This window comes from Siphonobacter sp. BAB-5405 (genome assembly GCF_002872335.1).
Taxonomy (GTDB): Bacteria; Bacteroidota; Bacteroidia; order Cytophagales; family Spirosomataceae; genus Siphonobacter.
The window spans coordinates 1-13,437 of sequence record NZ_NJAG01000022.1 but is presented as its reverse complement, the minus strand read 5'-3'; the positions used below and the strand labels follow the sequence as shown (position 1 = coordinate 13,437).

13 protein-coding genes and 2 rRNA genes are annotated in these 13,437 nt (G+C 46.8%); 10 read left to right on the top strand and 5 right to left on the bottom strand.

The window, feature by feature from the left end; translation table 11 throughout:
* Window positions 1-118: 118 nt before the first annotated feature.
* Together BWI97_RS16685 and BWI97_RS16680 are read left to right on the top strand one after the other, a co-directional pair.
* Window positions 119-1,144: an aminopeptidase gene (locus BWI97_RS16685; RefSeq protein WP_233207880.1), complete on the top strand. Its 1,026-nt coding sequence runs from the start codon at window positions 119-121 to the stop codon at window positions 1,142-1,144.
* A 94-nt stretch (window positions 1,145-1,238) separates the two neighbouring features.
* Entirely contained in the window at window positions 1,239-2,051 is an 813-nt protein-coding gene (locus BWI97_RS16680) for a DUF3108 domain-containing protein (RefSeq protein WP_094815262.1), read from the top strand.
* Window positions 2,052-2,057: 6 nt separating this feature from the next.
* Here BWI97_RS16680 and BWI97_RS16675 read toward each other — a convergent pair whose 3' ends face one another.
* Together BWI97_RS16675 and dnaA are read right to left on the bottom strand one after the other, a co-directional pair.
* A complete protein-coding gene (locus tag BWI97_RS16675) occupies window positions 2,058-3,020 on the bottom strand; it encodes a GNAT family N-acetyltransferase (protein ID WP_102201947.1) in 963 nt (320 codons plus the stop codon).
* A gap of 35 nt (window positions 3,021-3,055) precedes the next feature.
* Complete coding sequence (gene dnaA / locus BWI97_RS16670; RefSeq protein ID WP_102201945.1) at window positions 3,056-4,495, bottom strand: chromosomal replication initiator protein DnaA; 1,440 nt, start codon at window positions 4,493-4,495, stop codon at window positions 3,056-3,058.
* 193 nt (window positions 4,496-4,688) lie between these two features.
* Between dnaA and BWI97_RS16665 the strand changes: the two genes are divergently transcribed.
* The 4 genes from BWI97_RS16665 (at window position 4,689) to cdaA (ending at window position 7,119) form a co-directional block, all read left to right on the top strand.
* Entirely contained in the window at window positions 4,689-5,600 is a 912-nt protein-coding gene (locus tag BWI97_RS16665) for a hypothetical protein (RefSeq protein ID WP_102201944.1), read from the top strand.
* A 68-nt stretch (window positions 5,601-5,668) separates the two neighbouring features.
* Window positions 5,669-5,830: a hypothetical protein gene (locus BWI97_RS27695; RefSeq protein WP_158242777.1), complete on the top strand. Its 162-nt coding sequence runs from the start codon at window positions 5,669-5,671 to the stop codon at window positions 5,828-5,830.
* Window positions 5,827-6,168 carry a hypothetical protein gene (locus BWI97_RS16660; RefSeq protein ID WP_102201942.1) on the top strand — a complete coding sequence of 114 codons (342 nt, stop codon included), beginning with the start codon at window positions 5,827-5,829 and terminating at the stop codon, window positions 6,166-6,168. Before BWI97_RS27695 ends, BWI97_RS16660 begins: the two co-directional genes overlap by 4 nt.
* A gap of 153 nt (window positions 6,169-6,321) precedes the next feature.
* On the top strand, window positions 6,322-7,119 hold the full coding sequence (gene cdaA / locus BWI97_RS16655; RefSeq protein ID WP_094815272.1) for a diadenylate cyclase CdaA: 798 nt from the start codon (window positions 6,322-6,324) through the stop codon (window positions 7,117-7,119).
* Here the strand turns inward: cdaA and BWI97_RS16650 are convergent.
* The gene (locus BWI97_RS16650) at window positions 7,116-8,432 is read right to left on the bottom strand and encodes a deoxyribodipyrimidine photo-lyase (protein ID WP_102201940.1); all 1,317 of its coding nucleotides are present in this window, start codon (window positions 8,430-8,432) and stop codon (window positions 7,116-7,118) included. The genes cdaA and BWI97_RS16650 overlap by 4 nt on opposite strands.
* 228 nt (window positions 8,433-8,660) lie before the next feature.
* Here BWI97_RS16650 and BWI97_RS16645 point away from each other — a divergent pair, with 228 nt between their 5' ends.
* The 4 genes from BWI97_RS16645 to BWI97_RS16630 all read left to right on the top strand — a co-directional run bounded on the left by BWI97_RS16645 (window position 8,661) and on the right by BWI97_RS16630 (window position 12,758).
* The gene (locus tag BWI97_RS16645; RefSeq protein WP_094815276.1) at window positions 8,661-8,966 is read left to right on the top strand and encodes a DUF4286 family protein; all 306 of its coding nucleotides are present in this window, start codon (window positions 8,661-8,663) and stop codon (window positions 8,964-8,966) included.
* A 150-nt stretch (window positions 8,967-9,116) separates the two neighbouring features.
* A complete protein-coding gene (locus BWI97_RS16640; protein ID WP_102201938.1) occupies window positions 9,117-10,739 on the top strand; it encodes an NADP-dependent glyceraldehyde-3-phosphate dehydrogenase in 1,623 nt (540 codons plus the stop codon).
* Window positions 10,740-10,950: 211 nt separating this feature from the next.
* Complete coding sequence (locus BWI97_RS16635) at window positions 10,951-11,742, top strand: methyltransferase, TIGR04325 family (RefSeq protein WP_094815280.1); 792 nt, start codon at window positions 10,951-10,953, stop codon at window positions 11,740-11,742.
* Window positions 11,743-11,744: 2 nt separating this feature from the next.
* Window positions 11,745-12,758, top strand: coding sequence for a glycosyl transferase (locus BWI97_RS16630; RefSeq protein ID WP_233207879.1), 1,014 nt, complete (start codon window positions 11,745-11,747; stop codon window positions 12,756-12,758).
* Between the two features lie 201 nt (window positions 12,759-12,959).
* Here BWI97_RS16630 and rrf read toward each other — a convergent pair.
* A 5S ribosomal RNA gene (gene rrf, locus BWI97_RS16625) occupies window positions 12,960-13,071 on the bottom strand.
* Between the two features lie 100 nt (window positions 13,072-13,171).
* Window positions 13,172-13,437: ribosomal RNA gene (locus BWI97_RS16620) — 23S ribosomal RNA — on the bottom strand; the annotation flags it as partial.

The following is a 13,437-nucleotide window of genomic DNA, read 5'->3' as shown; positions in this document are numbered from 1 at the left end:
GATACTTCGCTACTTCGTTAATCCAGAAACATAGTTACTTTCAAAACACCATTGCGGCCATAACCGTTTACAAAAAAAGAAATATTATTGATTTTCCGGTTTCCCCTAGAATTTTTCCATGAAACGTATTTTGAAACGAGTCTTTCTGATTTTAAGCCTATTAATGCTGATACTGATCATCTGGCAATGGGATTGGGTTCGGTATGGCTATGGCCAGCTCAGCGGCGGAGCCCGGGTTATCCTTGAGGCCAAGCCCGTCGAAGAAGTCCTGACGGATCCGGCAATACCGGATTCGGTAAAAGCCAAACTTCGCTTCATCGAGGAAATTCGGCAGTTTGCCATTGATTCCCTCGGCCTCAACGCTACTCCCAACTACCAGACCTACTACGATCAGCAAAATAAGCCCATCTGTTACGTACTTACGGTAGCAGAACCGTATCGGATTAAAGCCGTTGAGTTTTCGTTTCCACTCATCGGTTCGTTTACGTATAAAGGTTTCTTCGATTTGGAAAAAGCCAAACAGGAAGCCCAGCTCTGGAAGGGATATGATACCGAAATTAGTCCCGTTTCCGCTTACAGTACACTGGGCTACTTTCATGATCCCATTCTCTCGGGTATGCTTCAATTGTCGGAAGGACGGTTGGCAAGCCTGATTATGCATGAAATGACGCATTCTACCTTATTCATCAAGAATCAGCATGAATTCAATGAAAACCTGGCCAACTTTATTGGCGATTACGGAGCCGTACGTTTTTTGGCACAGCGTTTTGGAACCGATTCACCGCAGTATCGCAGTTATCAGGAAGGAAAAGTATTTCGTGAACGGTATATCCAGCATTTCAATCGCGGAAAAGTACTGCTGGATCGTCTATACGAAAGCTTTCCGGACAACCTGCCCAAGGCCCGTAAGGATCAGCTTAAAAAAACGCTGATCGGGGAAATCCTACAGCAGTCGGATTCTCTGTATCAGAATTTGTCCCATGTGAAAAAGCGAACCTGGCCCAGAGACGTGAACAATGCTTTTTTCGTTGGTTTTGCAACGTATAATTCCCGAAGGAATGAATTCGAAGTAGACTTCCGGGAAAAATTTAATAGCGACTTTAAACGTTATTTACAGCATTTAAAAGCAAAATACGGCCGCTAAGCAAGAACATCGCCGTGCCACTTTGAAACCCTACTGAAAAGATTTAAAGTTGCAGGCCAGAAACCTGACGACTTGATCCTATCCCCACTATTGCATGAAGAGGTTCCGTAGTTATACATTTTTTACGTTGGTAGGTAGTTGTCTCGTAGGGTGTTTACTGGCGTTCAGACAACCAGAGCCTAAGGTAGACTCGGTTATCAATCAGGGCGAACATCTGGAATATCGGGTGCATTACGGGTTTATCAATGCCGCCGAGGCCATCGTGGATGTGAGTGATAAATTTCACCGGGTGAAGGGAAAAGCCTGTTACCGGGTAACGGCCACCGGACGAACGACGGGGGCTTTTGATCTGGTTACTAAAATCCGTGATAGCTGGACTTCGTACCTGGACCCCCAGACCATGCTGCCGATTGACTTTGCCATGAAACAACAGGAGGGTCGCTACTACAAGGAGCAACGCGTCTCTTTTGATCAGGAAGGCAATAAACTTACTTCGGTTTCCAAAGGGAAAAACTCAGCCGAAGTCGTTAAAGATTTTAAAGTACCGGGAGATGTATACGATGTAGTGAGTGCGTATTTCTACGTACGGGGTCTGGATTTCAACAAAATGAAAACCGGACAGCTGACGGCCGTCAAGATGTTTTATGACAATGAGTTTATCGATCTTCGAATTCGGTACGCCGGCAAAGAAGTCATCAAGACGAAATACGGCAAGCTCAATACGCACCGAATTATCCCTCAGATGCCCAATAATCAGTTGTTTGATGGTAAAGAAGCCATCCGCATCTGGGTGTCGGATGACGCCAATAAAGTACCGGTTAAAGTAGAGTTCGATTTAGTGGTTGGATCGGTAGCCATGGATTTGAAAGATTACCGGGGAATGAAAGAGACCTTTAACTGGCAGTAACGAGCCCTACCGTAACAGGCGATTTTTCAGTTTCCATAGCCATTGAATGATTTTCGGTAGCCGATTGCTCCGCAGTTCATAATAGGCTGCCACCTGGCTTCCGAAACTGGCGTAGAACTCAGCAATGCTGGTTACGTTGGCACTTTCAAAGTCAAACAACGCCTGCGTCCCTGCCCGCTGCCGAATAAACTGATCGATTAAAAACGTCCGGGCATTTCCTTTCCTGCCTTCCGGCGTAGCCGCGTTAAAGAGGTACAGGGTCCGTTGCCGGAAGGTGACAAACCAGGCTCCTGCCTCTACCCGATTGTGCTTTTCAGCGTACCACAAATCCGAGTAGCCCCGTTCTTCACAGGCCTGAAATAAGCTTTCCAGTAATGCATAGGCTCCTGGGTGAGCCCCACCTTCGATCTGATGGGCGTGATGCTGTCTGAAAAATTCCGCTAATGGAATAATATCACTTCCTTTCCGGCAGGTCCAATCCGCCTGATACGCCCGCTTGACATTCATCTTACGATCCCGGTTGTAGCCCTGATGAAGGGTTTCATACGGAGCATCCAGCGATAAAACATGCGTATGCATCTGACGAAGGTTTAGTTCTGTGAAGCTGCTCAATACCGAAGCTTCAGGAAAATTGAGCTGATAGCTGGCAATCAGAGCGTATTTTGCTAGAAGGGCCTTTATAAAATCCTTCTGGACGGCTACTGGAAGAGATTCAGCCGAATACAGAGCCAGGAACTGACAAAATAGCGGCTGATGCACCAGGTATAGGCCATAGCGTCGCTGGACGGGTACGGGTAAAACAGCCCGGTACGGAGTAGTGGGCTGTTCCTGCCAGACCAGACATTCCCAATTGGGCGAGACCTGATCCAGCCACCAGGAAAGTCCGTAGATGGTGCCCCATTCAGACTGCTCAACGCAGGCATCGTAGGCATACACATCGACCTGGGAACGGCGAAGATGATGAATCATTCAATGAGGGTTGAAAGCCACAAAGAAAAGCAGTCTTAACTTTTCTTGCCGAAATTTTTCTGTAATTCCTGCAGTTGTGCTTTTACCTCAGCATTGTGCTCCTTAAGTTCGGAGATGGTCTGAATGGCGTGAATGACCGTTGAGTGATCGCGGCCGCCGAAATGGTATCCGATGGATTTGAGGGATAAATCAGTGTAATCTTTGGCAAAATACATGGCTACCTGCCGGGGAAAGACGATCTCTTTCTTCCGGCTTTTGCCTTTCATATCCTGCAAACTGATTCGGTAATGCTGGGAGATCGTCTCCATGATGGTTTCGATGGTGACTTCCCGTTCGGAATCCTGGACAATGTTGCGGAGTACCTGCCGGGCCAGATTCATGTCAATTTCCCGCCGCAGTAACGTGGCCTGAGCAATCAGCGACACGACGACTCCTTCCAGTTCCCGTACGTTGGTATCAATCGAATGAGCCAGATACTCGATCACTTCGTAATCAATATCAACGCCGTCACCATGCAATTTCTTCATGATGATGGCAATCCGGGATTCGAGGTCCGGCATTTGCAAATCCGCCGACAGACCCCACTTGAACCGCGACAGCAGACGATCCTGTAAGCCCTGCAAATCTTTAGGCGGGCGATCAGAAGTCATGATGATCTGCTTACCCGTCTGGTGCAGGTGATTGAAAATATGGAAAAACGTTTCCTGCGTACGTTCCTTTCCGGCCAGGAACTGAACGTCGTCGAGAATCAACACGTCCACCTGGAGGTAGAAATTGGTAAAGTTCTGAATCGAGTTGTTCCGCACGGCCATCACGAATTGATTCATGAATTTCTCCGTGGAAACAAATAGGACAAATTTCCCCGAATTAGAAGCCTTGATCTGATTACCAATGGCTTGGGCGAGGTGCGTTTTCCCCAAACCTACGCCACCGTAGATCATCAGTGGATTGAAAGAGGTTACGCCGGGCTTACTCGCTACAGCCTGTCCTGCTGAACGGGCCAGTCGATTAAAGTCACCCTCGACGTAATTTTCGAAGGTATAAATCGGATTGAGATAGGAAGTAAGTTCCAGACCATCCAGATCCGGTAATTCGAAAGGATTGCGAAGCTGTTCCGGTTCCGAAGCCTTCTTGGCAGGAGGAGCCGAATTCTGGGGAGCAGGCCGCTGGTTCGGTACGGTATAGCCCATGGGTGGCTTCTTGTCATCACCCCGGTCTACAATCACCGAATACTCCAGCATCCCCTGACGACCAATGGCATGATCAATCGCCCGACGGAGCACGTGAACGTAATTTTCCTCCAGCCATTCGTAGAAAAATTCACTGGGTACCTGAATCGTTAGCGTGCTTCCAACCAGACGTGCGGGCACGATCGGCTCGAACCAAGTTTTGAAACTTTGTTCAGGCACGTACTCACGTATGATCCGTAAACACTCTTGCCAAACGGATTTGGCATCACGAACGACAGTCTGCAAGGCTATTTCAGGCTGGATTTTTCATAAGGGGAGGCAAAGATAAAAAAACCCATCCTGCCTCGGGTAGTCTTCGAGCAATTTCCTTAAAAAATTTTAAGCATACTCTTTTTGGGAAAGTCGTTTCACAAATTAGAAAATTTCGGGTATACGAACGAATATTTTTATTGATTCTCTGGATTTACAACCTAGCCCTATGAAAAATCGCCCAAGCGAACTTTTTACCGAACTTCCCGCATCCCGACGTTCGTTACAGCCCGTACCTGATTTTCTTCAGGCAACCTTGAACCAAACCTTGTTTGCGTGGCAACTGGTGCCGGATACCGACCCCTGGCAGGCGGGTATTCCCTTTGAGGTGCTGGCCCAGGAACCCATTCTGGCCCGCGAAAAACGACTGGAATGGCATACGCCCGCCCTGCCGCCAAGCGATCTGGAATATGTAGACGCTTTGGAATTACGCATGGATCAGCCCCTGCAAGACCCCATCGAAACGTATCTGCAACCCATCGATGCTCAACGCCTCGCTCTTTATTTTTCAGGTAATGTCGATTTTCTGGCTTTGTGCGAAACCCTGGACGCTTCTTTCCCTTATCCTATCCACGGCGGTTTTGCTGCCAAGCCCCAACCTGAGTTTCCCGGTTTCGAGTTAGGACTATTACGCAAAACCGACCATTGGCCGGAGTTCCGTCCTTTTCGGTTAATGGTGACTGCGGATGGTATTGCGGGCCTGAGTCATGGGTTCCTAAGTATACATCGCTGGTTACAGGCTTTTACGGATACAGACTACCCGACGGCACAACTCCTTTCGAAAGTCCAGTTTTCCTTTGAACGCAGTGCCGATATTCTGCTTGACTGCGTTTGCATCCGGGCCTTCCGCCTACTGCTGGCTCAGTGGCAGGAGGCCTTCGAACAGGAAACTCCAACATCTCTGTTCATTCACGTATCCCAAGGTCCCTATCCAGACTGGTTGCTGGCTCAAATCAATTCCTATACGGTCGGTACGGAAGAGGCTGAACCCGTTGATGCGTACGCAGAAGCTTTTTTACAGGCCCTAACCTGGTATGTAGCTCAAAAAGTATGGGCTCAAGTGATGATTCCATTGGAATGATGCCGATTTTTATAGGCGTTATACATACGTCGGCAACGACACAGTTTTAACCTCTTAAACGGTATCCTATGCTTCGCTTCTTATTAGTAGTATTGTTGTTCACCGTCTTATTCTCGAATTGTGTATCGGTTCGGTCTAATACCAAAGCGGGTAATGTGCCCGCATTTCAGCGATTGCTAGTAGTTCTGGAAGATACGCCCCGGGAAAGGCAGAGGCTCGACGATTTTTGAAGGAATGTCCTCCCAGTTATACCCTTTGTACGGCTTCCTTTCAATCGGCTCTGGCGTTTGATTCGCTGTCAGCCTTTATCACGAAGGAAAATCAGACCTGTCAGGCAGACGTTGCTATGGTGGTTCGTCGTACCCGTCCGATTTTACGAACCGATTCCTACAATCGTACGCGGGTGACCGGACAGGTATATCAGGTCGAGCTGCAACAGTTCCCTTCACTCCAACCATTCTGGAAAGCAGAGATCAAAGCCGAAGGTAATGGTGCAGTACCCGTGACGGCTATTTTTAAACGACTTTCTAAAGACGGTATACTGCAGCAGTCAATTGCTAATCGCTAAAAACTCGTTTTCATTCAATAACTATTCTTATATTTTTTTATATCATTTCAAGTAAACTAGAGTTCAAAACGCAGGAACTGGCAGCCTTTTTTTTATTTTTGAGTTTTCTAATTTACCTTATTGAAGCGTACTTCAACCGTTTACGTAGATCAAATGCTGGGATTAAGGCTTGGTTTTCTAGATATTAGTTTTCTCGACCTGATTGATATTGGACTGGTAGCATTCCTACTCTATCAGGTCTATTTTCTCATTAAAGGAAGTATTGCGAGTCGCGTTTTTCTGGGTTATCTGCTGGTCTACGGGATTTATCTGATTGTACGGGCTTTAAGAATGGAATTGTTATCCACCATTCTTGGGCAATTTATGGAAATCGGAGTACTGGCTCTGGTGATTATTTTTCAGCCCGAAATTCGAAGGTTTCTCATTTTCGTTGGTCGTTCGACCAATTTGCAGCAGTACCCTATTCTCCACCGTATTTTTAATCAGAAATCCGAAAAGCAGAGCAATTGGGAATTACAACCTGTGATTGATGCAGTGAAGAAGCTGGCCGCTACGCGTACCGGAGCATTGATTGTCATAAAAAAAGAAGATTCGCTGAAGCGTTACATTGAGTCAGGCGATGCCCTGGATGCTCAGTTATCCCGTTCGCTCTTACTGGCTATTTTTCAGAAAAACGGACCTTTGCACGACGGAGCCGTCATTATTTCGGATCATCGGATCAAAGCGGCCCGCTGTATGCTACCCATTTCCGAAAACCCGGATTTGCCAGCCATTCTGGGCTTTCGCCATCGGGCAGCTATCGGTCTTTCCGAGCACTCCGACGCAGCGATTATTATTGTTTCGGAAGAACGCGGTGAAATTTCACTCGCTCTGGAAGGTGGTGAACTCCGTCGCCACCTTCCAGTTCATGAACTACAGAATCACCTGGTCGCTTACTTACGCCAACACTAATCGGCATTTTTCTTCACAGCTCGGCGGTAGGTCTGTATGGCCCGCTCTCGGGCTGTTTCGTGCTCTACGATGGGGGCGGGATAATCAACCTGATCTACCTCGGGTACCCATTTCCGCACATACTCTCCTTTCGGATCAAACTTCTTCGCCTGCAAAGCTGGGTTGAATACTCTGAAATAAGGCGAGGCGTCACAACCACTTCCGGCGGCCCATTGCCAGCCCCCATTATTGGCAGAAAAGTCATAATCCAGTAATTTCTTAGCAAAGTATGCTTCTCCCCAACGCCAGTCAATGAGCAGATGCTTGGAAAGAAAACTGGCCGTTACCATTCGGATCCGGTTGTGCATGAAACCAGTTTCATTCATTTGCCGCATACCTGCATCGACCAGCGGATACCCCGTACGCCCCTCGCACCAGGCCTCAAATTCAGCTTCATTATTCCGCCACTGAATACGGTCATATTCCATCCGAAACGCATGGCCCGTATTAATGTGTGGAAAGTGATGAAGAACCTGAAAATAAAAATCCCGCCAGATTAATTCATTCAAGTAGGTCGGGCTTAACTGCTGTGCTTCCCGAGCCAGCTCACGAATCGATACGGTTCCAAATCGCAGGTGAATGGACATGCGGGAGGTGGCATCGAGGGCTGGATAATCGCGTTTTTCGGCGTAAGTTTCGATTTTGTCCGCAGGGATTTCCTGAGCGGGGAAGGGTTCACCTACTGCTTCGAAATGCATGGATTCCAGCGTAGGAATTCCGGAAAATGACCCCTGATAGAATTGTTTGAAATACTTCTCAGTAGGATACGAACGAAGGTAAAAATCATTCACTTTAGCTTTCCAGGCCTTGCTGTACGGCGTAAAAACGCTGTAAGGCTTGCCTGCTTTGCTCAGTACTTCATCCCGATCAAAAATGCACTGGTCTTTGTACGTATACAAAGGTATATCCTGACTTTCTAATAGCTCCTGAACCGTTGCGTCGCGAGCAATCGCGTATTGTTCATAGTCGTGATTGATATGTACCTGAGCGACCTCGTACTGCTTCAGGATCTGTTTCCATACCGGCAAGGGCCGATCATAGTAGACCAGCAAGTCCGAACCATGCTGATGTAAATCGGCTTGCAGTTGGGTAACGGTCTGGTGAATAAACTCTACCCGGCGGTCCCGGCGATCTTCCAGATCATCCAGAATTTCCCGGTCAAAAATAAAGAGTACAACCACTGGGTGGCCACTCCGCAGGGCATGATACAGGGCTGCCTGGTCGTTTAGACGCAAATCCCGACGGAGCCAACAAATGGTAATTTTTTCCTTCATAACGGACTTTTCTTACAAAAAACAGGCCAGAGAAGATGGGAAAGAATCTATTATTCCTTTGGCTTTGTAAGCTTTTCCTGATACGTTCGCAAATGGCATTATGTTTTTGCCTGATTTATTGAATCAGTTTCCGAATCTGTTTTTCGCTGCCCGTTCTTTCGAGGTATAGATTCGAACGCACTTTACACCAAAATTTTTATTCGCAGCACACTGCTTTATTTTAATCTTATGTTTCTCTATAACATCACGTATAATATCGAACATGCCGCTCACGATGAATGGATTCACTGGATGAAACATACCCATGTTCCAGCGGTACTGGCCACGAATCTGCCCATCGGGAATCGTATTTTCAAACTGCTTACCGAAATTGACAATGGAGGAGTTACGTACTCGTTTCAATTCTTCTTCGCCGATCAGGAGGATTACAATACGTATATTACTGAACATTCGTCCCGTCTTGCTGCCGAAGTAGACCGGCGATACGGCAATCAGTATGTAGTCTTCCGTACGCTTCTTCAGGAAGTCGTGTAACTAGTTTAAGTGAGCCGAACTTTCGTTTTCTGCCTGGCTATTCAGCTGGCATTGTGATTAATGAGGTAAACACCTCGAAGTTTTCGTCTATCTTCTGGAAACGGTCACAATAAAGCGTTTCTTCGTAGCTCACTTCAACTATCCCTTTTCATGAGTTCTCTACAACTGGAGTCCTTATTTCCCCTTTCCGACCAAATTCCTGCGGAATACGCCCTTACTGAACCCCTGGAACAACGGGAATACCTCGTGGGCGGTATTATGAAAGCCTGGAACGGCAACACGCAGGCCGTGTATTCACCTATTTATACCCGTACGGCCGAAGGATCACAGCAAATTCGCATTGGTAGCTATCCTGTAGTAGATGCTCCCGATGCGATGGAAGTGCTGTACGCAGCGGTAAAAGCGTATGACAATGGTCGGGGCGAATGGCCAACCATGTCTATAGCCGATCGCATTGCCTGTATGGAAACGTTCACCAAGAAAATGGTGCAGAAGAAAGCGGAGGTGGTGAAACTACTCATGTGGGAAATCGGCAAATCACTGGCTGATTCCGAAAAAGAATTTGATCGTACCGTTCAATACATTCATGATACGATGGATGAATTGAAACGAATTGACCGGGAGAATTCAAAATTCATCATTGAAGAGGGAATCATTGGGCAAATTCGTCGTTCGCCGCTGGGCGTCGTCCTTTGTATGGGGCCGTTTAATTACCCACTCAACGAGACGTATACGATGTTGATTCCGGCGATTCTTATGGGTAACGTCGTCCTGTTCAAACCTCCCAAGCACGGAACTTTGCTGCACTATCCTTTACTGGAAGCCTTTAAAGAGAGCTTCCCCGCTGGTGTCGTCAATACCGTATACGGTCGGGGAAATACGGTAATCCCAACCCTGATGCAATCCGGTAAAATTGACGTTCTGGGCTTGATTGGTTCCAGCCGGGTAGCTTCGGACTTGAAGAAGATGCACCCTAAGACGAATCGCCTGCGGGCTATTCTGGGATTGGATGCCAAAAACGCAGGTATTATTCTGGAAAACGCTGATCTGGATCTAGCTGTCAAAGAATGCGTGCTGGGAGCTTTATCTTTTAATGGTCAACGTTGTACTGCTCTCAAAATGCTTTGGGTACACGAAAGTCGGGCCGAGGAATTTTTAAGTAAGCTCAGCGAAGCCGTTAGTCATCTGAAACTAGGCATGCCTTGGGAAAAAGGCGTAAACCTGACACCCCTACCCGAGCCCAATAAGCCGTCGTATCTCATTGAGTGTATTGAAGATGCAAAATTGAAAGGAGCCCGGGTCGTGAATCCCCACGGTGGCGAAAATTACAAATCGATTGTCTACCCGGCTATTGTGTACCCCGTTACGGAAGGTATGAAAGTCTACCGGGAAGAGCAGTTTGGCCCGTTGATTCCGGTAGCTACCTTTAAAAGTGAGGAAGAACCGATTCAGTATTTGATTGATTCGCAGCACGGGCAGCAGGTCAGTATTTTCGGTACAAATCCGTTGGAAATTGCCAGTTTGGTTGATCAACTCGTCAATCAGGTTTCCCGGGTCAATATTAACGCCCAGTGTCAGCGGGGACCGGATATGTTCCCTTTTACGGGCCGCAAAGATTCGGCGGAAGGTACCCTTTCGGTAAACGATGCCCTACGCTCATTCTCCATCCGCACGATTGTCGCTACTAAAGAGACTATGGAAAACAAGAGCATTGTTAACGAAATTTTACGGGAAAACGAATCGAATTTCCTGTCAACCCGGTATATTCTGTAAGCATCCTTTTTCGCATCCACACCGAAGAGCACCTTTCTAATCCAGGAGGGTGTTCTTCGCTTTTTTAACTAATTCCATCGCTATATATTCGTTACCTATCGCTGGCATTCTTGCTTACGTTTCATCAATAATTAAAATTATCTAATTATTATTATAGTCTTTTCTTACCTTTTATCTTTAATGTCGATACGCCCCCAACTTTAACTACAATATGCTTCAAGGCTTGTTCAAAAAGAAAGCCGCTACTCAGGCCGCTGGGTGGTTTGGCCGTTATGATTCCTGGAATCAGGTACTTCAACAAACCACGGGATACGACGCTGAGCTTATTCTGGAAAAGACGAAACAGGCGTTGTTACAGGTCAAAAATGGTAAAGCAGTGTATGAGCGGGACTCCGTTCTTTTTAATCAGAAGCAGTATCCATTCCCACTTTTAACCTTTCTGTTGCACAGTGCTCATCAAAAGAAACGGCCTTTGCACGTGCTTGACTTTGGCGGCTCGCTCGGAAGCACGTATTATCAGGTTAAGGAATTTTTGACCTCTGAAGTCTGTCAAAGCTGGAACGTCGTTGAGCAATCGCATTACGTTGCGTGTGGAAGCGAAAACTTCGCGGATGATCTTCTGCACTTTTTCCCTTCCATCGAGGCCTGCGTAGAGGCACATCCGGTTGATTTTATTATTCTCTCCAGTGTAGTGCAGTATCTACCCGAGCCGCATGCCTTTTTGGATGAACTGGTACGTTGGGACTTTGAATTTATTCTTTTTGATCGTACAGCATTTATTCAGGAAAACCAGGATCGGTTGACCTTACAACAGGTTCCTGCTGAAATTTATTTGGCTTCTTATCCGGCCTGGTTTTTCCACGAACCCACATTTCTTGCTCACTTTCAAAAAGCCTACACGGTTGTAGCGGATTTCACTTCCTATGTTCCCGGAGAAGAAATTATGCGAATTGATCAACAACCCGTTGGCTACGATAAGGGATTTTACCTAACCAAAAAATAACAGTGCTTTACTTCTGTACGCTTTTCAATGCCACGTATCTGACGCGTGGCGTCGCGATGTATGAATCGCTCAAAAAACACTGTCCCAGGTTTCATCTGTACATCTACGCCTTTGATGACCATAGCTACGAAGTACTGCAACGGCTAAATCTTTCGCAGGCAACAATAATTAGCTTCGACGAATGGGAAGATGACGAATTGCTTCAGGTAAAGACAGTCCGAACGGCAGGAGAATATTGCTGGACCTGTACACCAGCGACAATCTGGCACACCATCCAGGCGTACCACCTACCCCATTGTACGTATGTAGATGCTGACTTACTCTTTTTGAGTAATCCAGACGTCTTGATTAAAGAAATGGGGGAAGCATCGGTTCTTATCACGCCCCATCGGTATACGCCCGCCTATGATCAAACAGAAACGAGCGGCAAGTACTGTGTGCAGTTCGTCACGTTTAAACGGGATGCCCAGGGTCTAGAGGCACTAGCTTGGTGGAAGAAGGCTTGTATCGACTGGTGTTATAATCGATTCGAAGAGGGGAAGTTTGGTGACCAAAAATACCTGGACGATTGGCTTGAGCGGTTTTCGGGCGTGCATGAACTTCAGCATTTAGGTGGAGGCGTAGCTCCCTGGAATGTACAACAATACGCTTTTACTAAAAAAGAGGGATTGATTCACGGTAAGGATCTACTAACGGATGAATCATTCAATGTTATATTTTACCACTTTCATTCCTTTAGCTATAGCAAGAGTAATATTTTGAGACTATGCAATTCATCGTATCTATTACCCGATAGCTGCATTAAACATATCTACGCCCTCTATATCAAGGCATTAATACAATCATACGAGAACATTAGATGGGTTAATGAACGAGCAGTAAGCCATGAAATAGCCAATAACATTTCCTGGCTAGGCCGATCCTGGAAGAAGACGATTTTATTCTGGATTAAGGGGCATTATGCGAATCACTACCATCAATTTCGATTCATGCATGGTTTAATCATTTCGAGGTAACGAAAAAGTCTACTGATTTTACACGGGGCAAGTGGAAGACGAACAAGCCCATCTTCGGGCTGGAGGCATAAAACAAGAGAAGCCTTCTGAGTGATCAGAAGGCTTCTTTTTAGCTATTGCATTCTTTAGCTACAGCTTTGGTGTGTAGGGTAGCTAGCAAAAAAAAGAAGCTCCTTTGGGGGGAGCTTCTTTGGAGTAAAGGGGAGGCGATTACCTACTTTCCCGGGGGTGAACCCAGTATCATCGGCGGAGCGGGGCTTAACGGCCCTGTTCGGGATGGGAAGGGGTGAACACCCGCCCTATGATCGCCCTTGGTCTTTCAGATTGTCGCCCGAACGCAACAATCAATACCTTCAAGGTTTTTGATGTGATGTGGAAAAGACAATAGTCGTATTCAAGCGATAATAAAAGTAAATAAGAAGTCTTGGAGGCATTAGTACTACTTGGCTTTGCGATCACTCGCTTTAGACCGGTAGCCTATCAACGTCATCGTCTCTGACGGCTCTCATAGGAATTCTCATCTTGAGGCAAGTTTCGCACTTAGATGCTTTCAGCGCTTATCTTCACCCGACGTGGCTACCCAGCGGTGCTCCTGGCGGAACAACTGGTCTACCAGCGGTCGGTTCAACCCGGTCCTCTCGTACTAAGGTCAAGCCCTCTCAAAATTCCAACGCCCACC